The 23,763-nt window shown below is 66.9% G+C and carries 21 protein-coding genes; 7 read left to right on the plus strand and 14 right to left on the minus strand.

The window, feature by feature from the left end:
- Positions 1-86: 86 nt before the first annotated feature.
- The 5 genes from VH567_RS14230 to VH567_RS14250 form a co-directional block, all read right to left on the minus strand.
- Positions 87-350 (minus strand): plasmid stabilization protein, encoded by a 264-nt coding sequence (locus tag VH567_RS14230; protein WP_423326907.1) that lies wholly within the window; start codon positions 348-350, stop codon positions 87-89.
- 82 nt (positions 351-432) lie between these two features.
- Positions 433-1,014 carry an ABC-type transport auxiliary lipoprotein family protein gene (locus VH567_RS14235; protein WP_423326908.1) on the minus strand — a complete coding sequence of 194 codons (582 nt, stop codon included), beginning with the start codon at positions 1,012-1,014 and terminating at the stop codon, positions 433-435.
- Between the two features lie 8 nt (positions 1,015-1,022).
- The gene (locus tag VH567_RS14240) at positions 1,023-1,988 is read right to left on the minus strand and encodes an MlaD family protein (protein WP_423326909.1); all 966 of its coding nucleotides are present in this window, start codon (positions 1,986-1,988) and stop codon (positions 1,023-1,025) included.
- Complete coding sequence (locus VH567_RS14245) at positions 1,988-2,911, minus strand: ABC transporter ATP-binding protein (RefSeq protein ID WP_423326910.1); 924 nt, start codon at positions 2,909-2,911, stop codon at positions 1,988-1,990. The genes VH567_RS14240 and VH567_RS14245 overlap by 1 nt, the downstream gene beginning before the upstream one ends.
- Positions 2,911-4,020 (minus strand): ABC transporter permease, encoded by a 1,110-nt coding sequence (locus VH567_RS14250; protein WP_423326911.1) that lies wholly within the window; start codon positions 4,018-4,020, stop codon positions 2,911-2,913. Before VH567_RS14250 ends, VH567_RS14245 begins: the two co-directional genes overlap by 1 nt.
- A gap of 62 nt (positions 4,021-4,082) precedes the next feature.
- On the opposite strand from VH567_RS14250, the gene VH567_RS14255 reads away from it, so the two are divergent.
- On the plus strand, positions 4,083-4,775 hold the full coding sequence (locus tag VH567_RS14255; RefSeq protein ID WP_423326912.1) for an HAD family hydrolase: 693 nt from the start codon (positions 4,083-4,085) through the stop codon (positions 4,773-4,775).
- A 378-nt stretch (positions 4,776-5,153) separates the two neighbouring features.
- On the opposite strand, the gene VH567_RS14260 is transcribed toward VH567_RS14255, so the two are convergent.
- The 3 genes from VH567_RS14260 to VH567_RS14270 form a co-directional block, all read right to left on the minus strand.
- Positions 5,154-6,422 (minus strand): DUF445 domain-containing protein, encoded by a 1,269-nt coding sequence (locus VH567_RS14260; protein ID WP_423326913.1) that lies wholly within the window; start codon positions 6,420-6,422, stop codon positions 5,154-5,156.
- A gap of 97 nt (positions 6,423-6,519) precedes the next feature.
- Positions 6,520-9,732 (minus strand): efflux RND transporter permease subunit, encoded by a 3,213-nt coding sequence (locus VH567_RS14265; RefSeq protein ID WP_423326914.1) that lies wholly within the window; start codon positions 9,730-9,732, stop codon positions 6,520-6,522.
- A 5-nt stretch (positions 9,733-9,737) separates the two neighbouring features.
- A complete protein-coding gene (locus VH567_RS14270; RefSeq protein ID WP_423326915.1) occupies positions 9,738-10,928 on the minus strand; it encodes an efflux RND transporter periplasmic adaptor subunit in 1,191 nt (396 codons plus the stop codon).
- A 246-nt stretch (positions 10,929-11,174) separates the two neighbouring features.
- Here VH567_RS14270 and VH567_RS14275 point away from each other — a divergent pair, with 246 nt between their 5' ends.
- Positions 11,175-11,915: an SIMPL domain-containing protein gene (locus VH567_RS14275; protein WP_423326916.1), complete on the plus strand. Its 741-nt coding sequence runs from the start codon at positions 11,175-11,177 to the stop codon at positions 11,913-11,915.
- Positions 11,916-12,156: 241 nt separating this feature from the next.
- Here the strand turns inward: VH567_RS14275 and VH567_RS14280 are convergent, their stop codons facing one another.
- The 3 genes from VH567_RS14280 to VH567_RS14290 form a co-directional block, all read right to left on the minus strand.
- Positions 12,157-12,414, minus strand: coding sequence for a GlsB/YeaQ/YmgE family stress response membrane protein (locus VH567_RS14280; protein WP_423326917.1), 258 nt, complete (start codon positions 12,412-12,414; stop codon positions 12,157-12,159).
- A 93-nt stretch (positions 12,415-12,507) separates the two neighbouring features.
- Complete coding sequence (locus VH567_RS14285) at positions 12,508-12,807, minus strand: DUF1153 domain-containing protein (protein ID WP_056412261.1); 300 nt, start codon at positions 12,805-12,807, stop codon at positions 12,508-12,510.
- Between the two features lie 103 nt (positions 12,808-12,910).
- Positions 12,911-13,138, minus strand: coding sequence for a hypothetical protein (locus VH567_RS14290; RefSeq protein ID WP_423326918.1), 228 nt, complete (start codon positions 13,136-13,138; stop codon positions 12,911-12,913).
- A gap of 195 nt (positions 13,139-13,333) precedes the next feature.
- Between VH567_RS14290 and mnmA the strand changes: the two genes are divergently transcribed.
- Together mnmA and VH567_RS14300 are read left to right on the plus strand one after the other, a co-directional pair.
- Positions 13,334-14,455, plus strand: coding sequence for a tRNA 2-thiouridine(34) synthase MnmA (gene mnmA, locus VH567_RS14295; RefSeq protein ID WP_423326919.1), 1,122 nt, complete (start codon positions 13,334-13,336; stop codon positions 14,453-14,455).
- Between the two features lie 36 nt (positions 14,456-14,491).
- Positions 14,492-14,740 (plus strand): UvrB/UvrC motif-containing protein, encoded by a 249-nt coding sequence (locus VH567_RS14300; protein WP_423326920.1) that lies wholly within the window; start codon positions 14,492-14,494, stop codon positions 14,738-14,740.
- Between the two features lie 159 nt (positions 14,741-14,899).
- Here VH567_RS14300 and VH567_RS14305 read toward each other — a convergent pair whose 3' ends face one another.
- The 3 genes from VH567_RS14305 to pdxH are packed head-to-tail and all read right to left on the minus strand — an operon-like array spanning position 14,900 to position 17,255.
- Positions 14,900-15,691, minus strand: a complete 792-nt coding sequence (locus VH567_RS14305) for a PhzF family phenazine biosynthesis protein (protein WP_423326921.1) — start codon at positions 15,689-15,691, stop codon at positions 14,900-14,902.
- Positions 15,692-15,732: 41 nt separating this feature from the next.
- On the minus strand, positions 15,733-16,680 hold the full coding sequence (locus tag VH567_RS14310; protein ID WP_423326922.1) for a cation diffusion facilitator family transporter: 948 nt from the start codon (positions 16,678-16,680) through the stop codon (positions 15,733-15,735).
- Positions 16,677-17,255, minus strand: a complete 579-nt coding sequence (gene pdxH, locus VH567_RS14315; RefSeq protein ID WP_423326923.1) for a pyridoxamine 5'-phosphate oxidase — start codon at positions 17,253-17,255, stop codon at positions 16,677-16,679. The genes VH567_RS14310 and pdxH overlap by 4 nt, the downstream gene beginning before the upstream one ends.
- A gap of 108 nt (positions 17,256-17,363) precedes the next feature.
- On the opposite strand from pdxH, the gene VH567_RS14320 reads away from it, so the two are divergent.
- The 3 genes from VH567_RS14320 (at position 17,364) to VH567_RS14330 (ending at position 23,611) form a co-directional block, all read left to right on the plus strand.
- Positions 17,364-18,245, plus strand: coding sequence for a Ku protein (locus tag VH567_RS14320; protein WP_423326924.1), 882 nt, complete (start codon positions 17,364-17,366; stop codon positions 18,243-18,245).
- A 39-nt stretch (positions 18,246-18,284) separates the two neighbouring features.
- The gene (gene ligD, locus VH567_RS14325; RefSeq protein ID WP_423326925.1) at positions 18,285-20,798 is read left to right on the plus strand and encodes a DNA ligase D; all 2,514 of its coding nucleotides are present in this window, start codon (positions 18,285-18,287) and stop codon (positions 20,796-20,798) included.
- Positions 20,799-21,172: 374 nt separating this feature from the next.
- Positions 21,173-23,611 (plus strand): circularly permuted type 2 ATP-grasp protein, encoded by a 2,439-nt coding sequence (locus VH567_RS14330; RefSeq protein WP_423326948.1) that lies wholly within the window; start codon positions 21,173-21,175, stop codon positions 23,609-23,611.
- Positions 23,612-23,763: the final 152 nt, after the last annotated feature.

The raw sequence follows: 23,763 nt of genomic DNA on the forward strand, positions 1-23,763 counted from the left end.
AGGGGTGAAACCCTGTCGACAGCGCGATACCCCTCCGTCAGTCCTACGGACTGCCACCTCCCCTCGCAGGGGAGGATCAGGTGTTGTCAGCCCTCCGCAGCATTCCGCCGAGTCTCCCAACCCTTCTTCGCAGCAGCAGAGCGATCGCCGCTCCGCGCCGACGCCTGCGTATCGGGCTTGCCCCGACCCGACCCGGACTTGTTGCCCCCGCCCGAATCCTTGTTCACCGTAGCCCAGGCGCGCGCCTCGGCCTCAGGCTCGGAAACACCCTTCGCCTCATAGCCATCGGCGATATGCGCAGCCTTGCGCTTCTGCTTGTCGGTGTACGCGTCCTTGTCGCCCTGTGGCATCGCAGCTCTCCTCGTCAGAGAGCCACAACGCTCAGCGCGACGCCGCGTTCAAAGCGACGCCGCGTTCAGCGCGACACGACGTTCAGCGGCCGATCCAGTCCGCCACTTCGGTCGCAACCTGGTTCGCCGCCTGGTTGATCCCCGCCGCGGCGGACGTCGCATCGATCGCCGACACCGGCACGCGCGCCTCGAAGCGGCGCTTCTCCACCGACGTCTTGCCGACGCGGGTCAGCGACGCATCGAACGTCACGACCGCCTCGCGGGTCGTCGCATCGAGCCCGAACGACCGCAGTTCGCCACCGAGCAACCCGCCCGGATCGCCGATCGACTGCGCCGTCGACAGCACCACCAGCCCGGTCCGCGACGCGACCGTGTCCGACACCAGCCGTGCGAACAGACGCGCCGGCGGCTCCGCCCACTGCGCATCGGTGACGTAGGCGATCGAGGTCGGCGTCGCCTGTACCGGCACACGCGCGGTCGCGAGCGACTGCGGCACGACCGGCACCTGGATCGTGATCGACTTCGCGGTCGCCGAATCCTGGTTCTGGCCGACCGGCACCGACGATACGCTCGTCAGCGTCAGCAACGTGGGGGGCGGTTTCGCGCCGAAGCTGATGCACCCGGCGAGTGGCAGCATCGCGATCAGGATGAGTGGTGTCTTCATGGCGTGCCTCACTTACCCTTGTAATCCGGGAGCTTCTGCTGCCCGATCAGCGAACTCGCCCCCTGCTGGTCGACCTTTTCGGCGACCGACGACAATGCCGCCGCGGTCGTCCGCAGGTCGTGGACCAGACGGTTGGCCTCGGGAATGGTCGTCTTCGAGAACGCCTGCAGGCCCGGCCGCGCATCGCCGATCGCGGCGTTGAGCGTTTCGGCACTCTGCTGTGCAGACGTGATCGCCTTGTTCAGGTTCGCCATCGCCGGCTTCACCTCTTCCGACAGCACACCGTTGGTGGTCTGCGCCAGAACGCCGAACTGCTGCGCGGCATCGCCCGCCTGCTGGATCGCCACGCGGGTCTGCGCCAGCGTCGCGGCGATCTCGGGACCACGGTCCGCGAGTGCGTCGGTCAGGCGGTTGGTGTTCTCGAGAATCCCGGCGATCGACGCCTGGTTCTTGTCCGTCAGCAGGCCGGTCAAGCGCTCGGTCAACGTCGACAGACGCTCGAGCAACTGCGGGGCCGAGTTCAGGATCGCACCCAGGCCGCCGATCTTGGTCGGAATCACCGGCACGCCGTACGGGCATTCGGTCGGCGTCTTTGTCTCCGGGCAGCCGATCGCCGGTGCACCTTTGCGTGCGCCATCGAGCGAGATCTGGCTGACACCGGTGAAGCCGACGCCCGAGATCGACGCGGTCGTGCCCTGGAGCACCGGCGTCTCGTCCTTGACGCTGATCCGGACGCGGACGAACTGCGGATCGTTCTTCCACAGCGAGATCGACTTGACCTGACCCGACGGCACGCCGGAGAACACCACGGCAGAGCCGGGTGCGAGCCCATCGACCGACTGGCGGAAGAAGATGTCGTATGCCTTCTCTTCCTTGCCGCCGATCCGCGCGATCCACACGGTGAACAGCGCCAGCAGGGCCAGCAGGATCAGCACGACGGCGCCGACTAGGACGTGGTTCGAACGGGTTTCCATCAGCGCGTCCTTGCTTCTTTCTCGGCGTATGTCGCGTCGGCGTCGTCCGGCGCGGACTGCTTGGACTGGACTTCACCCACTTTTTCATGGGGCGTGTGTCGGGCTGCTTCTTCGTCGGCGCGCTCATGCGCCTCCTGAGTCGCGACCGCGGCACGGCCGCGGGGCCCCTTGAAATATTCCTCGATCCACGGGTGATCGAGCGCGATCAGTTCGTCGATCGTGCCGACCGCGATGACCTTCTTGTCGGCCAGCACCGCCACCCTGTCGCAGATCGCATACAGCGTATCCAGATCGTGCGTGATCAGGAACACGGTCAGGCCCAGCGTCTTCTGCAACGACTGGGTCAGCCCGTCGAACGCCGCCGCACCGATCGGGTCGAGACCCGCGGTCGGCTCGTCGAGGAACAGCAATTCGGGATCGAGCGCCAGCGCACGGGCAAGGCCAGCACGCTTCTTCATGCCACCCGACAGCTCGGCCGGAAACTTGTTCGCGGCGTCGGCAGGCAACCCCGTCATCACCACCTTGTACGACGCGATTTCCGCTAGCAGCGCGGGCGACAGGTCCGGGTAGAACTCCCGCAACGGCACTTCGACGTTCTCGGCCACGGTCAGCGTCGAGAACAGCGCACCACCCTGGAACAGCACGCCCCAGCGCTTGCGGATCTCGGTCGCCTCGGTTTCCTCGCGGCCGATATTGGGCTCGCCGAACACCGTGATCTCGCCCGCCACCGGGGTCTGAAGGCCGATGATCGAGCGCATCAGCACCGACTTGCCGGTACCCGAGCCGCCGACGACCCCAAGGATCTCGCCGCGCCGCACGTCGAGGTCGAGCCCCTCGTGCACCACCGAATCGCCGAACGCGTTCTTCAGCCCCTTCACCGAGATGATGAAGTCATCGGCCTTGTCGTTTGTCTTGCGGGCCATCAGTCCCAACCCAACCAGGTGAAGAACACCGCGAAGAACGCGTCGAGCACGATCACCAGGAAGATACCCTGGACGACCGCGGAGGTGGTGCGCAGGCCGACCTGCTCAGCGTCCGATTCGACCTGCATGCCCTGGAAACAGCCGGCGATCGCGATGATCGCGCCGAACACCGGCGCCTTGATCAACGAGATATACAGGTCGGTGATCGGCACGACCTCGCGGATACGCGCGATGAAGGTGACCGGCGGAATACCGAGCTGGACCCAGCAGAGCAGGCCGCCACCGATGATCGCGATCACCGACGCATAGAAGCCGAGCAGCGGCATCATCACGATCGCCGCCAGCACGCGGGGCAGCACCAGCGCCTCCATCGGGGAGACGCCTATCGTCCGCATCGCGTCGATCTCTTCGGTGAGCTTCATCGTGCCGAGCTGCGCCGCGAACGCCGAGCCCGAGCGACCCGCGACCATGATCGCGGTCATCAGCAGGCCGAGCTCGCGGATCGTCAGGCGGCCGACGAGGTTGATCGTGAAGACTTCGGCACCGAACTGGCGGAGCTGGACCGCGCCCTGCTGGGCGATGACCATGCCGATCAGGAAGCTCATCAGCCCGACGATGCCGAGCGCGGCGACGCCGACCACCTCGAACCGCTGGACGACCGCGTTGAAACGAAAGCGCTGCGGGTGGCGGATGACGCTGCCGAACGCGATCGTCGTCGCACCGAGAAACCCGAGCAGGCCGAGCATCGTCTTGCCCGACAGCACGACCGCGTCGCCGATCTCGCCGACCACGCGGGAGACCGCGCCGACCTTGGCAGGCCTGGCAGCGACCGGCTGATCGGACGCGACGACCTGGTCGAACAGCGCCTGGTCGTTCTCGTCGAGCCCGTCGATCGTCGCGTCGTTGCGCGCCGCGAACCGGTGGACGACCCACGCGCCGATCGTGTCGATCCGGTCGACGCCGCTTAGGTCGACATGCTTGACCGAGGATGCATCAACCGCCTCGAGCCGATCGGGCAGATTGCCGATCTTCGCCAGCGACAGATCGCCGGTAAACCGAAGCGTGCCGGTATCGGCACCGTCCTGTTGGAAATCGGCCATCGCGCTCATCGGCCGCACCTTTGCGGCAAAGTGACTGGATCGGCAAGACGAATGCGGCGTAAGTCGCGACGATGACCGAAAACCCTTCCATCCGTCTGGCCATCTACGACATGGACAAGACGATCACGCATGCGCCGACCTGGACGCCGTTCCTGCTGCACACCGCGCGAAAAGGCGGCGCACCGTGGCGGCTGGCGCTCGTGCCGTTCGCCGGCGTCGCCGCGCTCGGCTATGTCGGCAAGCTGATCAGTCGCGGCCGGCTCAAATATCTGATGCAGCGGATGATGCTCGGCAAGCGCATGACCCCTGCCGAGGAACGCCGCGCGGCGGAGGCGTTTGCCGACCGCGTGATGCGCGACGGCGTCTTCGCGAGCGCACGGACGCAAATCGAGGCAGACCGCGCGGCGGGCTATCGTCTCGTGATGGCAACCGCATCGTACCGATTCTATGTCGAGGCGATCGCGAACCGGCTCGGCTTCGACGCGGTGATCGGAACGGAGAGCGTGCGCGACGGCGACGGCGTGCTGCTGGCGGGGATAGAGGGCGAGAATTGCTACGGCCCGGCCAAGTTGCGGATGATCGAGGCGTGGATGGCGCGCGAGGGGATCGTGCGCGAGACGGCGCACGTGCGATTTTATTCCGACCACGTCTCGGATGCGCCGACCTTCGCCTGGGCGGACGAGCCGTTCGCGGTGAATGCGCATGGTCCGTTGCGGTTGCTGGCGAAGGCGAAGGGCTGGCCGACGCCGGATTGGGAACGGTAGCGGCTCGGCGTTCAAGAGAAAGGCAAGAGAAGGGTAGGTTCGCAAGGCTTGAGACACTTTACCCCACTCACCACCCCTTTTCCCCATTCACCACCCCGGCGGAGGCCGGGGCCCAATTGGCAAGGTCGCGGTAACGACGCGCAGCGGGACTCAGCAACGTTCCCCAATTGGGCCCCGGCCTCCGCCGGGGTGGTGGTGTAGCGGAATAGCGCTCGCCCATTAAACGGGGCGGGCGCGGAAACAGCGAGGGCGTGGCCGGTAGAACGGCTGTTCTTTACCTCATTTGTTTCCCCGCGAAGGCGGGGACCCAGACTGGGCTCCCGCCTTCGCGGGAGAACAAGGAGGCACAAGACACAGCGTGAAGCGGAAGCCGCGCCCCTACAGCAGCACATCCACGCTGTGGATCACCAGCCCGACAAGACCACCGACGATCGTCCCGTTCACCCGGATATATTGCAGGTCCCGCCCGACCGCATTCTCCAGCCGGCTGGTGATCGTATCCGCATCCCAACTGCGCACCGTCTCCGACACGAGCTTGACGATACCGTCGCCGTAATCCGCCGCCGCGCCGACCGCGGCCCTCCGCACGAACCGGTTGATCGTCCGCGACAGCCGTGGATCGTGCTGCAGCGTCTCGCCCAACTGGCGGAGGATGTCGCCCAGCTTGCCCGCCATCGCCCGCTCGGGATCGCGCGCGATCGCCAGCAGCGCGGCGCGCGCCTGTTCCCACAACCCGTCGAGCCAACGCTGCATCGCCGGGTTGTCGAGCAGGTCGTTCTTCATCGCCTCGACCCGCTCGCGCATGCGGCGATCATATTGCAGGTCCCACGCCAGCCGATCGAGCCCCTCCTCCGCCTTCAGCCGCAGCGGATGCTCGGGATCCTCTGCCATTTCGCCCAGCAGCCGGTCGAAACCGCCGATCAGCTTGTCCGCGACGGTCGTATCCAGCCCGGTCCAGCGCAGGATCGAGCCAGCCTTGTCGTGCACCATCGCGCGGACGAGGTGATCGTTTGCCGCCAGCGTCTTGGCCGCCCAGCGGATCGCGCTTTCGAGCAGCGGCGCGTGGCGGCGCTCGGCGATCGCGGCCTTGAGCAACTGGCCGAGGATCGGCGCAACCTCGGTCTGGCGCAAGCGCGTGCCGATCCCCGCCTTGACCATCCCGCCGAGCCGCGCCGGATCGAGCCCTTCGAGCACCTGCGCGACGAGCTTCGACGCGCCCTGCCTGAAGCGCCCTCCTGCGCCCTCGGGCGGATCGGTCAGCCAGCGGGCGATCGCGCCGGCGACGTCCAGCCGCCGCGTCCGCCGTGCGATCACGATCGGAATCAGGAAGTTCGCACGCAGGAACTGCGCGAGCGTGTCGCCGATCCGATCCTTGTTGCGCGGCACGATCGCGGTATGCGGGATCGGCAGGCCAAGCGGGTGCCGGAACAACGCAGTCACCGCAAACCAGTCGGCAAGTCCGCCGACCATCGCTGCCTCGGCGAACGCGCGGACGAATGCGAAGGCGGGGTGGACGGGCACGAGCGCGCGGCTGGCGAAGAAGGTCGCCGCCATCAGCACGAGCAGGCCGGTCGCGACCACCCGCATGCGAACGAGCGCGGCCGGGGCTGCTTCGCCGACCGGGCGCGTACGGTGTGAAAACTTCATACCCGAAACAATCCCCCAGCGCCGGTATAGTTCAGGCGCCGAAGGATTGTTCAAGATCCGATTCCGCATTCCTGCGTCGCCGGACCGCGCATGCGCGTCATTCGGCCGGGTGCGGACCATCGCCGTGGCCGAGCTTCGCGGTCGTCGGGCCCAGCAACGGTCCCGGTGCGGGTCCCTCGATCACCGGACCACCTTCGTCGCCTGGGCGATAGGTGAGCAGGCGACGGCTGAGCCGGGGCCCGACGCTACGCTCGATGCCCACCGCTAGGCTGAAGGCCGCGGGAATGATCAGCAGGGTCAGCAGCGTCGACAGCGCGAGACCGCCGATCACGACCGTGCCCATCGGCGCGCGCGACGATGCATCGCCGCTGAGCGACAAGGCGGTCGGCACCATGCCCGCGACCATCGCGACCGTGGTCATGACGATCGGCTGCGCGCGCTTGTGTCCGGCGTCGATGATCGCGGTGAACGCATCGACGCCCTTGCTCATCTCGTCGAGCGCGAAGTCGATCAGCAGGATCGAATTCTTGGCGACGATCCCGAGCAGCATCAGCAGGCCGATATACACCGGCAGCGACAGCGGCTGGCCGGTGGCCCACAGCGCGAGCAGGCCGCCGAGCGGCGCCAGCAGCAGCGACCCCATGTTGACGAACGGCGGCAGGACGCGGCGGTACAACAGCACCAGCACCGCGAAGACCAGGAACGTGCCCGAGATCACCGCGGTGATGAAGTTGGTGATCATCTCCGCCTGCCACTTGGTCTGGCCGAGCTGGAGTTCGCTCACCCCGACCGGCAGGGTCTTCATCGATGACAGCGCGTGGACCTGCTTCATCGCATCGGAGATCACGACGCCGGGGGCGAGATCGGCGCCGAGCGTGATCTGGCGCTGCTGGTTGACGCGGTCGATCTTGGTCGGGCCCGAGCCAAGCCCGATATCCGCGACCAAGCTGAGCGGCACGGAGCCGCCCGCCGCGGTCGATACCGGCAGGTTCTGGATCGTCGACAGGCTGGTCCGCGCCGACTGGTCGAGCGCGACGCGGATCGGGATCTGGCGATCGGAGAGCGAGAAGCGCGCCGAATTCTGGTCGATATCGCCCAGCGTCGCGATCCGGATCGCCGACGACAGCGCCTGCGTCGTCACGCCGAGCGTCGCCGCCAGGTCGAACCGCGGCCGGATCACGATCTCGGGCCGCTGCATGCCGCCCGACACGCGCGGCGCGGTCAGCGACTTCAGCGACGCCATCTCGGCAACGATCTTGTCCGCCGCCTGCTGCAGCTTGATCGGGTCGCTGCCGCCGAGCACGACGGTCACGTCGCGGCCGCTGGTGCCCCAGCCCGACTGCGACCGGAACGACACGCGTGCATCGGGGATCGCGGCGAGCTGTGGCGCCAGCCGGCGCTCGAACTCGACCGAGGTCTCCTTGCGATCGGGCCGCAGGTTGGCGGTCACGTTGCCGCTGCCGACCCGGGTGCGTGCATAGACCGTCGTCACTTCGGGCTGCTGGCCGAGGATCGTGCTGACGCGTGCGACGACCGCATCGGTCTGCGCCAGCGTGGTGCCGGGGACCATCTCGATCTGCGCGCTCGAATCGTCCTCGTTGCGGGTCGGCTGGAACTGCGACGGAATGACGGTGAACATGAACAGCGTCAGCGCGAAAGACGCGACGCCCGCGCCGATCGCCCACATCCGGTGATCGAGCACGCGGTTGAACACTCGCCGCATGCCGCCCCGCGCGCGCCACGCCGCCGCCTTGCGGCTGTCGAGCGTCCAGTGCAGCGTGCGGACGTACCAGTCCATCACCTTGCCTTCGCCGTGGCTGGCATGACCGAACGATTTCAGGAAATACGCCGCGATCATCGGCGTCACGAGCCGCGCGACCGCGAGGCTCATCAGCACCGCGGCGACCACGGTCAGGCCGAAATTCTTGAAGAATTGCCCGGCGATACCCGGCATCAGCGCGACCGGCAGGAACACCGCGACGATCGCCATCGTCGTCGCCAGCACGGCGAGGCCGATCTCGTCGGCGGCGTCGATCGATGCCTGATAGGCGGACTTGCCCATCCGCATATGCCTGACGATGTTCTCGATCTCGACGATCGCATCGTCGACCAGCACGCCCGCGACCAGGCTGAGCGCCAGCAGCGTCATCCCGTTCAGGTCGAAGCCGAGCAGTTCCATGAAGAAGAACGCCGGAATCGCCGACAGCGGGATCGCGAGCGCCGAGATCGCGGTCGCACGCCAGTCGCGCAGGAAGATGAACACGACGATCACGGCCAGGATCGCGCCCTCGATCATCGCATGGATCGCGCTCTCATACTGCGCTTCGGTATAGTCGGTGCTGGTGTAGCGCTGGATGAACTTGACCGACGGATTGCGCTTTTCGAGCGCGCGCAGTTTCTCGATCGCGGCGTGATAGACGGTCAGGTCCGACGCACCCTTCGAGCGCTGGAAATCGAAGGTGATCGCCTGGCGCCCGTCGACGGTCGCCCGCGTCCGCTGTTCGGCATAGAGATCGCGGACCTGCGCGATGTCCGCCAGCCGCACGGTGCGGCCGTTGCCGACGTTGATCTGGGTCTGGCCGAGATCGGTGGCATCGCGCGCGTTGCCGAGCACGCGGATCGACTGTTCGGACCCGGCGATCTCGGCACGACCGCCCGCCGCGTTGAGGTTGACCAGTCGCAGCTGCGCGTTGACCTGGCTCGCGGTCAGCCCCTGGCTCTGCAATTTGAGCGGATCGAGGATCACGCGGATCTCGCGGCTGACGCCGCCGTTGCGGCTGATCGTCGCCATGCCGGGCACCGACAGCAGCTCCTTGGTCACCGTGTCGTCGATATACCACGACAGCTGTTCGACGGTCATGTCGGTGGTGATCGCCGCGAAGCTCGCGACGTCGTCGCCGCTGGTGTTCGCGCGATAGACCTGCGGCTCGAGGATGCCGTCGGGCAGGTCGCTGCGGATCTGCGCGATCGCGTCGCGCACGTCGTTCACCGCACGATCGATCGGCGTGCCGATGGTCAGCTGGATGATCGTCTGCGACTGGCCTTCGGTGACGGTCGAGTTGATCTCGTCGATGCCCTGGAGCGAGCGCAGCGCCGCCTCGACGCGCTGCGTGACCTGCGTCTCCATCTCGGTCGGTGCCGCACCCGGCTGGTTGACCACCACGATCGCGATCGGGAAATCGATGTCGGGATCGCGGTTGACGTCCATCCGCATGAAACTGACGGTTCCCGCCAGCATCAGCGCGAGGAACAGCACGATCGGCGGCACCGGGTTGCGGATCGACCACGCCGAGATGTTGCGGAAGTTCATGGGCCTCAGCTCGCCTTTTGCGTGATGGGCTTGGTGATCGGCTTCACCTTCTGGCCGGGCGCAAGGAAGCCGCCGGCGGACAGCACCACCCGCTCCGTGCCGCCGAGCCCGCCGAGGATCGTCACGCCCGCATCGGACACCTGGCCGATCTTGACCGGGCGTCGCTCGACCTTGTCGCCGGCCCCGACGATATAAACGAAGCTGCCCTTCTCGTCGCTCTGCAGCGCCGAATCGGGCAGCAGCGGCGCCTGGGTCGCACCGCCGACGATCGTCGCCGCGGCAAAACCACCGGGGCGCAGCGCCGGGTCATAGGCGACCGCGATCCGCGCGATGCCCTGGCGGGTCTGCGGATCGATGACCGGCGACACCTGCCATACTTCGCCCGCGAAACGCTGGGTCGAGCCGACCGGCACGATCTGCGCACGCGATCCGGCATGGATCCCGGCGAGATCGGCCTCGCTCAACTGCGCACGCATCTCCATCTGGCCGCCCATCGCCATTCGGAACAGCACGCCCGCGGAGGGTCCGACGATCTGCCCCGCCTCGACGCCGCGCGTCAGCACGAGGCCGGCGGCGGGGGCGCGAATATCGAGCCGCCCGTTGCGCGCGCGCGCCTCGCCGAGCGTCGCCTGCGCCACCTTCACGCGCGCGGCGGCGGCATCGCGCGTCGCCGCCTTGCGCTGGAGATCGGCCTTCGAGATGAACCCGCGATCGACCAGCTGCCGGGCGCGATCGAGTTCGGCCTGCGCGATCGTCTCGTCGGAGCGTGCGACGCTGACCGACGCGGCGAGCGACGCCGCGGTCTCGGTCTGGACCGAGCGATCGACCGTTGCCAGCACCTGCCCCGCCGCGACCCAGGTGCCGGGTTCGACTAGCACGCGCGTGATCATGCCGCCCTCGCCCGCGACGCCGACCGGCATCTCGCGCCGCGCGGCGATCGTGCCGGTGGCAGAGATCGTGCTGTCGACGGTCTGGCGACCCGGCACGACGACCGACACGGTCGGCACCTGCTCGATCGCGGGCCCGGCGACCGCATCCTTCTTGCCGGATTTGAACGCGAACACCGCGGCGACGATCGCCAGGACGATGATGACGGCAATGATGATGTTGCGACGGCGATGCGACGGCGCGGTGTAATCCGGAAGGGCCAGCTGCTCGTCGCTCTCGCTGCCGACCATTTTCGTCTCGTAATTCATGCGCGTCACAATCCCCTCATACGGGCCTATTCCACGAGCCCATCCGACCCGCAGCCCCGACCCGCACTCGCAGCGTCGCTCGCTGTGTTATCTGAATAAGTCACCGTGCTCAAGTGGTCTCGGTGAGCACGGCGCGAATACATGCTTCGAATTCGATCTATTCGCAATGGCCCGGGGCGGCGTTCAGCTTGCGTTGCCCTGCGTGCGGGCACACGCTCGGCGACATGCTTTCGGGAGGAAGAAGCCATGAATACCGCAACGTTATTGATCGCCGTCGCCGCACTGCCCTTGGCTGCTGCCACCAGCGTGCAGGCCGGTGCACAGGCCGCGCCGACGACGGTCGAGCCGATGGTCCCTGCGGCCGGCACCGTGCTGGACGTGTCCGCAGAAGGGCGCACGACCCGCATACCCGATCTCGCGACGATCCGCGCGGGCGTCGTGTCGCAGTCGCCGACCGCCGCCGCGGCATTGACCGACAATGCGCAGCGCATGGCAAAGGTGCTCGCGGCGCTGAAGCGGGCGGGCGTTGCGCCGCGCGATGTCGCGACCTCGTCGGTCCAGCTTTCGCCGCAATATCGCTATGCCGACAACCAGCCACCGGTGATCACGGGCTACCAGGCGACCAACACCGTCTCGATCCGCTTCCGCGACGTTGCGAAGTCCGGCACGATCCTCGACGCGCTGGTGGCGGAGGGGGCGAACCAGATCGACGGGCCGAACCTGTCGATCGACCAGCCCGAGGCGGCGCTGGACGAGGCACGGACCAACGCAATCGCGCAGGCGAAGCGCCGCGCCGACCTGTATGCGAAGGCAGCGGGCCTGCGTGTTTCGCGGATCGTCTCGATCACCGAATCGGGTCAGGACACGGGCGGCTCGCCGCAACCGATGATGATGATGCGCGCCTCGATGGCCAAGGACAGCACGCAGATCGCCCCCGGCGAGAAGGACGTGACCGTCACGCTGTCGGTCAGGTTCCTGCTGAACTGAGCAACCCACTGATCCTCCCCCGCCAGGGGGAGGTGGCTGGCGCTTGCCAGACGGAGGGGGAGGAAAGGGCAACGTCTGTTCCGCGTCCTCCCCCTCCGTCACCTTCGGCGACACCTCCCCCTGGCGGGGGAGGATCGCAAGGGAGATGCGCCAAACATCGCCCCACACGAAAAAAGGGCACGAAAAAAGGGCCGCCCGGTTGCCCGGACGGCCCTTTTTCTTCGCGTGACGATGCGAACTCTTAGCGAACGCTACCGCGACGCACGAGATTCACGATCGCGAGCAGGACGATCGCACCCAGCAGCGACACGATGAACGAGGTCAGCGTGAGCGGTGCGCTGTTGATCGAGCCACCCGACAGGATCAGGCCACCGATGAACGCGCCGACGATGCCGACGACGATGTTCAGCAGGATGCCCTGCTGCGCGTCGGTGCGCATGATCATGCTAGCGATCCAGCCGATGACGCCGCCGATGATCAGCCAAAGAATGAGACCCATGATATTTTCCCTCCGTTGAACCCGTATCCGGGCGATGGCGGAAAGACGAGCGAGCGGTTATTTTTGTTCCGCCCGCGTTTTGAGTTTTAGGTCTCAGTACTTTTGCTGGCGCTCGTACAACGACTTATAGTGCTGGATGCGCGTAACGCGGAGTCCGGGCATGCCCGACCGGTCGATCGCGCGCTGCCAACTGGCGAACTCCTCCACGGTCAGGCCATAACGCGCGCACACATCGTCGACGCTCAACAGTCCGCCATTCACCGCGGCGACCACTTCGGCCTTGCGACGCACCACCCAGCGGGTCGTGCTGGGCGGCGGCAGCGTATCCAGCGTCAACTGTTCGCCCAACGGCCCGATGACCTTGCCGGGGCGGATTTTCTGGTTCTCGATCATTTGAAACCTCTGGTCGGGGCGGGGGGCCCCCTCTCGATACGCACACACGACATATAGTCGCAGGATTTGAAGATCGGCTGAAACGCCGCGGTAAACAGCATCTTCATTCGTCCTTCCAACGGGTTAAGGCCGCCGCCATCGGCCCATTGAATGCCCCATGCAGCGGCGCGAACAGCTTGGGGTCGATGGTCGCGCGCGCAAATCCCGCCTGCACCGCCGCAGTCGGGCTCGCTGCCTGTCGGGCCGCGATACCGACGATCAGGACGGCCAGGTCACCCGGAAGGACGGTGACCTCGGCATCGCGATCGAAACGGGGAAAACTCAGGTCCAACGGGATACTCGCGACTACATCTGGGAAGCCCGGTCTAGCGCGAGGGGGTGAAGGGACCGTAAAACTCGGCGAAAGAGTTCGTGAACTTGTCGCTTTTTTGCAATCGCTGGTCGCGTTTTTCCATCGACTCGTCCTGATGCACGTTAATCAGTGCATCTTTTTGCAACCGCACGCCGTCGCGCTTATGTGGTGACCATGGATCAGACCGATTTTCAGCTCGGGCCAGGCGCGAACAGCGTGGGGCCAGGAAAGCGCATCGTCGTGGCGATGTCCGGTGGCGTCGACAGCTCGGTCGTCGCCGCGCTCGCGCATGCCACCGGTGCCGAGACGATCGGCGTGACGTTGCAGCTTTACGATCACGGCGAGGCGGTCGGCCGCGCCGGCTCATGCTGCGCCGGCCGCGACATCCGCGACGCCCGCGCGGTGTGCGACCGACTCGGCATCGCGCATTACGTGTTCGATCACGAGACGAGCTTCCGCGAGCAGGTGGTCGACAAGTTCGCCGACGAATATCTCGCCGGGCGTACGCCGATCCCGTGCGTCCAGTGCAACATGGGGCCCAAGTTCACCGACCTGCTGAAGCTCGCGCGCGATCTCGGTGCGGATTGCCTCGCCACCGGGCATTATGTCCGCCGCGTCGAGGGCACGCACGGCGCCGAACTCCACCGCGGCGCCGATCCGGCGCGCGACCAGAGCTATTTCCTGTTCGCCACCACGCAGACCCAGCTCGACTATCTGCGCTTTCCGCTCGGCGGCCTGCCCAAGGCGCGCGTGCGCGAGATCGCGGCGGAACTCGGGCTGGGCGTCGCGGCCAAGCCGGACAGCCAAGACATCTGCTTCGTCCCCGACGGCGATTATGCCGGGCTGGTGAAGAAGCTTCGGCCCGAGGCGGCGGAGACCGCGGGCGACATCGTCGATCTCGGCGGCGCGAAGCTCGGCGAGCATCGCGGGCTGATCCACTTCACCGTCGGCCAGCGCCGCGGGCTGGAGATCGGCGGCAGTCCCGAGCCGCTCTACGTCGTCCGCGTCGAACCCGAAACCAAGCGCGTCGTCGTCGGCCCCCGTCGCGCACTCGCGGTCGAGGCAGCACGGATGACCGACATCAACTGGCTCGGCGGCGACTTCACCGGGCCGCTGACCGCCAAGGTCCGGTCGATGGCCAAGCCCGTCCCCGCCCGCCTGATCGGCGACCGCGTGGTGTTCGATGCACCCGAATACGGCGTCGCACCCGGCCAGGCGGCGGTACTCTATGCAGGCGAGCGCGTGCTCGGCGGTGGCTGGATCGCGGAAACCGAGGCCGCACTCGTAGCTGCCTGACGCGTGCCCTTTGCGCACTTGGTGCGTTGAGGCGGCATGGATATCGACGATCTACGCCGCCAGATGGAAACCGCCGCCGCCGCGATGGACTTTGAAACCGCGAGCCGGTTGCGCGACCAGATCAGCGTGCTGCGCGGCGGCGGCGACGTCGCGGACACGGCTGGGCTGACCCGGCAACAGCCCGGCGCGATGGGGCTAGGCACGAGCCAGCAACGCATGACGCCCCCGCCGGGCTGGGTGAAACCGAAAAAGCCCGATCCGATGACCAAGGGGCGCAAGCGGTAGGTATCGCAGGACGGGTTCCAAGCAAGGCCACCACCCCGGCGAAGGCCGGGGCCCAGTTGGGAAACGAGGGTTGGTGAGTGCATCGCGCCGTTACCACGACCTTTCCAACTGGGCCCCGGCCTTCGCCGGAGTGGTGGCACCTTCAACCACGCCAAGACATCAAGGCAGCAGGAACGTGCCCTCGATCGTCGTCACGCAGGCCCCGCCCAGCACCACGCGATCGCCAACCAGCCGACACGTCAGTTTCCCGCCCCGCACACTCGCCTGATACGCGGTGAAGCTGTCCCCTAGAGTCGGCGCCCAATACGGCACCATCACGGCATGTGCCGACCCCGTCACCGGATCCTCGTCTATCGCGTAGTACGGCGTGAAGACGCGGCTGACGATGTCGGTCGCCTCCCCCCGCGCCGCGACGATCGCGACGATCGGGAATGCAGCCAGCGCGGCGAAGTTGGGCTTCAGTTCACGCACCACCGCCTCGTCCTCGACGATCACCAGCGCATAGCCCTTCTCGTGCCACAACGTCTCGACCGGCTCTGCGACGTTCAGCGCAGCGACGATCTCCGGGATCGCCTTCGGGCTCGGACCCCATGCCGGCAGTTCGAGGGTGTAACCGCCATCCGCCCGCGCGACCTCGAGCATCCCCGCCTGCCGCGTCCGGAACCGCACCCGATCAAGCGCGGTATCCGACGACAGCACGAAATGCCCGCTCGCCAGCGTCGCATGGCCGCACAGCGCAACCTCCGCCCCCGGCGTGAACCAGCGCAGGTCGAAATCGACACCCTCGTCGTCCGACGCAACGATGAAGGCCGTCTCGCTGAGGTTGTTCTCCTGCGCGATGTCGAGCAGCACGGCATCGTCGAGCCACGCCGACAGCGGCATCACCGCCGCCTGGTTGCCACCGAACGGCGTGTCGGAAAACGCATCGATCTGCGCGAACGGTATTCTCATGTCTGAAGCCCCTTAGACCCGCTTGCCGAACCCCGAGCGGGTTATACCCGCTTACCAAACCAGTGCGGCGTCACGTCCGCCTCGACCAGCGGATTGTCGGTGTCGACATGCCCCTCGGGATCGAGATGGATCAGCACCTCGACCTTCGGGAACGCGGTGCGCAAATTGCGCTCGACCGCCTCGACGATGTCATGCGCATTCGCCACGGTCAGGTCGCGCGCGACCTCCATGTGAAACTGCGCGAAGTCGTGGCTGCCCGACCGCCGCGTGCGGAAATCGTGGATCCCGCGAATGCCAGGCTGGCGCGCCGCGACATCGAGGAACTGCGACCGCAGATCCTCGGGCCATTCCTTGTCCATCAACTGGTCGATCGCATTGGACGACGCCGAGAACGCGCCCCAGGCGAGCCACAGCGCGATGACGATGCCGAAGATCGGATCCGCGCCGCTCCACCCCACATATTGATCGAGCACCAAAGCGACGATCACCGAGCCGTTGAGCAGCACGTCGGACTGGTAATGCACATTGTCCGCCAGGATCGCGACCGAGCCGGTCTGGCGGATGATCCGACGCTGATAGGCGAGCAGGAACACCGTCGCGACGATCGCGATCACCGACACGCCGATGCCGAAGTCCGCGCCCGTCGTTGGCTGCGGATCGCCGAACGCGAGGATAGCACGCCACGCGATGCCGACTGCCGACGCGGTGATCAGCATGACCTGGAACAGCGCGGCCAGTGCCTCCGCCTTGCCGTGGCCAAAGCGGTGGTCGTGATCCGCCGGCGTCGCCGCGAGCCGCACGCCGTACAGGGTCACCAGCGACGCGAGCAGGTCGAGCGCGGTATCCGCGAGCGAGCCGAGCATCGCCACCGACCCCGTCGACCACGCCGCAAAGCCCTTCAGCAACAGCAGGAAACACGCCATCGCGACGCTGGCGAGCGCCGCGCGGGTGGCAAGAGGTATGACCCTGCGACGTTCGTCCTGCGTCATGGAAACAACAGCCCTTCGCTCCAGCCGCCGTCCTGACGCGTAAACAGCCGGCGTTCGTGCAACCGATGCGCGCGGTCCTGCCAGAACTCGATCCGCGTCGGCGTCACGCGGTAGCCACCCCAATGCGGCGGCCGCGGCACGTCCTGACCCTCGAACTTCGCGGTCATCTCGGCAAAGCGCTGCTCGAAAGTGTCGCGACTGTCGAGCGGCCGGGACTGCTCCGACGCCCACGCGCCCAACTGCGAATCACGACCACGCGAGGCGAAATAGGCGTCCGACTCTTCGTCGGTGGCCCATGATACCGGCCCCTCGATGCGAACCTGCCGGCGCAGCGACTTCCAGTGGAACAGCAGCGCACCCTGCGGATTGGCCGCCAGTTCGCCCGCCTTGCGGCTCTCGCGGTTGGTGTAGATCACGAAGCCATCGGGACCATGCCCCTTCAACAGCACCATGCGCACCGAAGGCCGCCCCTCGGCATCCGCCGTCGCGAGCGCGACCGCATTCGGGTCGTTCGGCTCGGACTGCTTGGCCTCGGCGTACCAGCTATCGAACAGCGTGAAGGGATCGTCTGACATGCCGCGCGCCTTAGCGGGATTCGGCGCGGAACGAAACTTGGGAACGACTCTACCGTGCCGATGATTGACCCAGGTAATCGAATCGTTTCCGCAACGAAGGGACGCCAAGTGGCAGCACGCGCATATTGGCAGGGGCAGATCCGGCTGGCCTTGGTCTCGATCCCGGTCGAGATCTATTCCGCGACCAAGTCCGGCGCGGCGGTGTCGTTCAAGCAGATCCATGAGCCGTCAGGCCAGCCGATCCACTACGACAAGGTTGTCACCGGCGTAGGACCGGTCGATGCCGACGAGATCATGAAAGGCTATGAGGTCTCGAAGGGCGAATACGTCCTGCTCGACCAGGACGAGATCGACGCGGTGAAGCTCGAATCGAAGAAGACACTCGAACTCACCCAGTTCGTCGACGCGAGCGAGATCGACGTGCTCTATTACGAGAAGCCGTATTTCGTCGTGCCGGCGGACGATCTTGCGGAGGAGGCGTTCATCGTACTGCGTGAGGCGTTGAAGCGGACGAAGAAGGTCGGGCTCGGCCAACTCGCGATGCGCGGGCGCGAATATGTCGTCAGCCTGAAACCGTGCGGGCGCGGCATGGTGCTGGAGACGCTGCGCTACGCCGACGAGGTGCACAAGGCGCAGGGCTATTTCCGGGATATTCCCGACGACAAACCTTCGGAGGAACTGCTGGAACTGGCCGAGGCGCTGATCGGGAAACGGAGTGGCGACTTCCACCCGCAGGAGTTCCACGATCGCTATGTCGACGCGCTGAAAGACCTGATCGAACGCAAGCGCAAGTCGAACGGGAAGAAGATCATCGAGGACAAGGATACCGGCGGGAAGACCGGCTCGAACGTGGTCGACCTGATGGCGGCGTTGAAGAAGTCGATGGCGGCGAAGGAGCCGGCCAAGGCTGCGGAGAAGAAGACGCCGGCCAAGAAGGCGCCTGCGAAGGCCACTGCGGACAAGCCCGCCGCGGCAAAGAAACGTGCATAACCCTATTCTCCTCCCCTCCCGCWWGCGGGAGGGGAGTAAATGGTCGACGATCCCCTCGCCCTCTACAATGCCAAGCGAAACTTCACCAAGACCGCCGAACCAGCCGGCACGCTAGCCCCCGGCAACGGCAATTCGTTCATGGTCCAGAAGCACGACGCCACCCGCCTCCACTGGGATTTCCGCCTCGAAATCGACGGCGTCCTCAAAAGCTGGGCCGTCACCCGCGGCCCCAGCCTCGACCCCAACGAAAAACGCCTAGCCGTCCGCACCGAGGATCACCCGCTGAGCTACGCCACCTTCGAAGGCACGATCCCTCCGTCAGAATATGGCGGCGGCACGGTAATGCTGTGGGACCGCGGGACATGGTCGCCGATCAAGGGCAAGTCCGCCAAGGATCTCGACAAGGGCCACCTCCACTTCGTCCTCGATGGCGAACGGATGAAGGGCGAATGGCTACTCATCCGCCTGAAGCCCCGCGCGAAGGAAAAACGCGAAAACTGGCTCCTGCGGAAAATCGACGACGCCGCGGCCGGCGGCACCGACACGCTGGTGGAAGAAGCGCTGACCAGCGTCTCGACCGGCCGCACGATGATCGAGATCGAAGAGGGCAAATCCTCCCCGGCACGGGGAGGGGGACCAGCGAAGCTGGTGGAGGGGGCGCGCCGCAAGAGAACCGCCAGCCGTAAAGCTCTCGCCAGTGGCAAGCCCCCCTCCACCCCCGCGAAAGGTCGCGGCGGTCCCCCTCCCCGTGCCGGGGAGGATTTCCAGGAACTCCAACTCTGCACCCTCGTCGACGCCGTACCCACCGGCTCCGCCTGGCTCCACGAAGTCAAATACGACGGCTACCGCGCACTCGTCTCGATCGCCAACGGCAAGGCAAAGGTCTTCACCCGCACCGGCCTCGACTGGACCGACAAGTTCGCCGCTATCGCCGAAGCCGCCGCCAAGCTTCCCGTCAAATCCGCCCTGATCGACGGCGAGATCGTCGCATTCAAGGACGGCCACCCCGACTTCTCGACCCTGAAAGACGCCATCTCCAGCAGCGGCGACATGACGCTGTTCGCATTCGACCTGCTCGAACTCGATGGCGAAGACCTCACCGGCCTCTCCAACCTCGACCGCAAGGCGCGCCTGCAACCGCTGATCCCCGAGGACGAAGACCGCCTCCGCTACTCCGACCACGTCATCGGTGCGGGCGAGCAACTGTTCGAGACGATGTGCCGCGAAGGCCTCGAAGGCATCGTCTCGAAACGCGCCGACGCCCCCTATCTCGGCAAGCGCACCAAGGCGTGGCTCAAGGTCAAATGCACCCACCGCCAGGAATTCGTGATCGTCGGCTGGCTGCCCTCGGAAAAGAAGCGCGGGTTCAAATCGCTGCTGCTCGGCGTCCGCGAGGGCGAAGGCTTCAGGTATGCAGGGAAAGTCGGCACCGGGTTCGACCAGGCCCTGATGGACGACATCCGCGACAAGCTCGACGCGCTCGATCGCAAGACGCCGACGGTCGAGGCCCCGAAAGCCGCCGTTCGCGGCGCGAAATGGGTCACCCCGAAACTGGTCGCCGAGATCGCCTTCGCGGAGGTCACCCCGGACGGCGTGCTCCGCCATTCCAGCTTCATCGGCCTGCGCGAGGACAAGGCGGCGAAGGACGTCGTCGCCGAAACCCCAGCCCCGCTGCCGGAAGCCGCACCCGAGACCAACATAAAGGTCAGCAGCCGCGACCGCGTGATCTTCGACAAGTCGGACGTCACCAAGGGCGACCTCGCCGATTATTACGTCGCGGTCTCGGGCATCATGCTGCCGTTCGCCGCCAACCGCCCGATCAGCCTCGTCCGCTGCCCGCAAGGCCGCTCGCGCGCGTGCTTCTTCCAGAAACACGATGCCGGCAGCTTCGGCGACGCGGTCCATAAGGTGTCGATCCGCGAGAAGGACGGCTCGACCGAAGACTATCTGTACGTCGATGATGCGGACGGGCTGGTCGCGTGCGTGCAGATGGGGACGATCGAGTTCCACGGCTGGGGATCGTCGAACGCGACGCTGGAGAAGCCCGACCGCCTCGTGTTCGATCTCGATCCCGACGAGGGCCTCGACTTCGGTGATACGAAAAAGGCGGCCGAGCATCTGAAGAACCAGCTCGCCGAACTGGGGCTGGTCAGCTTCCCGATGCTGTCGGGGGGCAAGGGCGTGCACGTCGTCGTGCCGCTGACCCCCGAGGCGGGATGGCCGGCGGTAAAGGACTTCGCGGACCGCTTCGCGCGAGCGATGGCGGGCGCGGAGCCGGAGCGCTTCGTCGCGACGATGGCGAAGGCCAAGCGAAAAGGGCGAATCTTCATCGACTGGCTACGCAACCAGCGCGGCGCGACCGCGGTGATGCCGTATTCGGCGCGGGCGAGAGCGGGCGCGCCGGTGGCGGCACCAGTATCGTGGACCGAGTTGCGCGATATCGAAACGGCCGCGCGCTGGGGTGTGAAGGATGGGGCGGAACTGATCGAGCGCGCTAGTTCGCGGGCGCTTGAGGGCTGGGGTGTAGCGGATCAGGTGCTGCCGGATTTGTGAGCGCCCGCCTCCCAACTCACAACCACCCCGGCGAAGGCCGGGGCCCAATTGGAAAGGTGGTCGTAACGGCGCGATGCCCTGAATTAGCAACGTCCCCCAATTGGGCCCCGGCCTCCGCCGGGGTGGTGCTTTTGGAGACGGCGATGCCCTTCTCACTGTTCCCCCGCGAACGCGGGGGTCCAGGGTAGCGGGCCGTAACGCTCGAGATTCCTGCCCCCCGCGTTCGCGCGCGAACAGCAGTAACCCCGCGCCCCAAACGACAATTTATGTTGCACCGCCGCGTCGAAAGGTGAAACACCGCCGCCTGTATTCGGGGGCTTGAGGCATTGGACACGGCGGACACGGCGACGCAAACCGCGCCCCTTTTCGACGCGATGATCCACGCCGAGCGCTGGATCGCCGACTATTGCGCGCGCAGCACCAGCGCCGACGTGCTCTGCGAAGACGCCGACCCCGCCTGGGCGGCGATGTTCGCCGAGCTCGCGACCGTCGCCTCCGACGACCTCGGCCACATCCGCGAACGCGTCCAGCGCCACGCGGTCGACATCGGCACCGGCTTCCGCATCGCCGACGAACCCGATGAGCGCCCCTGGCCCGTCTCCCCCGTACCCTTGCTGATAGAGGCAGGCGAATGGGCAGGTATCGAGCGCGGCGTGATCCAGCGCGCGACGCTGATGGAGACGGTGATCGCCGACCTCTACGGCGCGGGCACACTGGTCGCCGACGGCCACATCCCCGCCGCGCTCGTCACCGGCAGTCCGTTCTTCCTGCGACCAATGGTCGGGCTCGACCCACCCGGCGGCCGCCATCTCGATTTCATCGCGATCGACCTCGGGCGCGGGCCGACAGGCGAATGGCGCGTGCTGGCCGATCACCTCCGCGCACCCGCAGGCGCCGGGTACGCGCTGGAGAACCGCATCGCCGTCAGCCGTACGCTCGGCGGGTTGCAGGACCGGCTCAACGTCCAGCGGCATGCGCCGTTCTTCGCCGCGTTCCGCGCCGGCATCGCGGCGATGTGCAAGCGGACCGACCCCCGGATCGGCCTGCTCACCCCCGGCCGCTTCAACCCGAGCTATCCCGAGCAAGCACACCTCGCGCGCTATCTGGGGTTGTTGCTCGTCGAGGGCGCCGATCTCGCCGCGCTCGAGGACAAGGTGTATGTCCGCACGATCGGTGGCCTCAAGCGGATCGATGCGCTGTGGCGGCGGCTCGACCCGCGGCTGCTCGACCCGCTGGCGTTCGACACGCATTCGCAGATCGGCGTGCCCGGACTGATCGACGCCTACGCCGCCGGCAACGTCGTATTATCGAACGCGCCGGGCTCGGCCGTGCTGGAGGCGCCGGCGTTCTCGGCGTTCCTGCCGCAGCTGGCGAAATCGCTGCTCGGCGAGGACCTGCTCCTCCCCAACATCGCGACCTGGTGGTGTGGGCAGGACGGCGCACGCGCGCAGGTCGAGGCGAATTTCGACCGCCTGCTGATCGGGCCGGCGTTCCATGCGCGCCCGCTCGGCATGACCGGCGGCCCGACCACCGGCGCCGACATCACTGGCGAAGACCGGGCGCGCCTGCTCGCCGACATGGCGAACAGGCCGCAGGATTATGTCGGGCAGGAGCTCGTCCAGCTCTCGACGATGCCGGTCGTCGTCGGCGATGCGCTGGTCCCCCGCCCGTTTACCCTGCGCGTCTTCGCGGCGCGTGGCGGCGATGGCGAATGGACCGTCCTCCCCGGCGGGTTCGCGCGGATCGGCGAGCATCCCGACGCGCGGGCGGCCGTCATGGGCGAAGGCATCTGGTCCGCCGACGTGTGCATCTACGGCGCCGAGCCGGTCGCGCCCGTATCGCTGCTGACCGCACCCGATTCGCTCCACGTCCGCCGCAATCCGGGCACGTTGCCGAGCCGGGTGGCGGACAATTTCTACTGGCTGGGGCGCTATCTGGAGCGCGGCGAAGCGCTGCTCGGCGCGATCCGCGTAATGCTCGGCAATTCGATCGACGTGGATGGGGGAGCCGTCTTGTCGCCTACCACGGTCGGCAAACTCGTCGGGCTGATCGTGGGTGCAGGCAGCGCGCCGCATCCGCCGAGCCTGCGCCGCGCCGACCTGACCGCGCTCGCGCGGACCGCGATGGAGGACGAACGCTGGCAGTCGATCCTGACTCTCAACCGCCACGCGAGAGAGATCGGGGAGGGCTCGCGCGATCGGTTGTCGGCGGACATGGTGCGACTGCTCGAAGCGCCCTTCCCTACACATCGCGGGATGCTGGAACGGGCGGGGTCGCTGCAACGGCGCTATGCCGCGATCGCCGGGCTGTCGGCCGAGCATATGGGGCGGACCGCGGCATGGCGGTTTCACGATCTCGGGCGGCGGGTCGAGCGCGCAATGGCGATGGCGCGGGCGATCCGGTTGTTCGGGATGCCGGGCGCGTCGCCGGACGATCTGTCCGTGTTGCTCGACCTTGCCGATAGCCAGATCAGTTATCGCCAGCGCTATCCGACAGGGATCGCGCGCGTGCCGGTGATGGATCTGGTGGCGCTCGATCCGGGCAATCCGCGCAGCCTCGCGTTCTCGGCGGAGCGGATCGCGGCGCGGTTGGCGGAATTGCCGGTGCTGAGCGACGACGAGATGGCGGAGCCGCAACAGGCGCAGGCGACCGGATTGCAGGCGATCGTGATGACGGCGACGGCCGCGGAGCTGAATGCCGAGACGCTGGGGGATATCGAGCGGCGGCTCGGGGCAGTGTCGGATGCGCTGGCGCGACGGTATTTCCTGCAGGGGGCCGAACCCCTGCGGACTAGTGGGCTGACGTTGGCGTGAGGGGCGGCGTGAGGGTAGATCTACAAATCCTCCCCGGCACGGGGAGGGGGACCATGCAGCGCATGGTGGAGGGGGCTCTCCACCAGCGCACCGTTCGTGGCGCCCCCCCTCCACCACCAGCAAGCTGGCGGTCCCCCTCCCCGTGCCGGGGA

The organism is Sphingomonas sp. 4RDLI-65 (assembly GCF_049472435.1).
Classification (GTDB): domain Bacteria; phylum Pseudomonadota; class Alphaproteobacteria; order Sphingomonadales; family Sphingomonadaceae; genus Sphingomonas.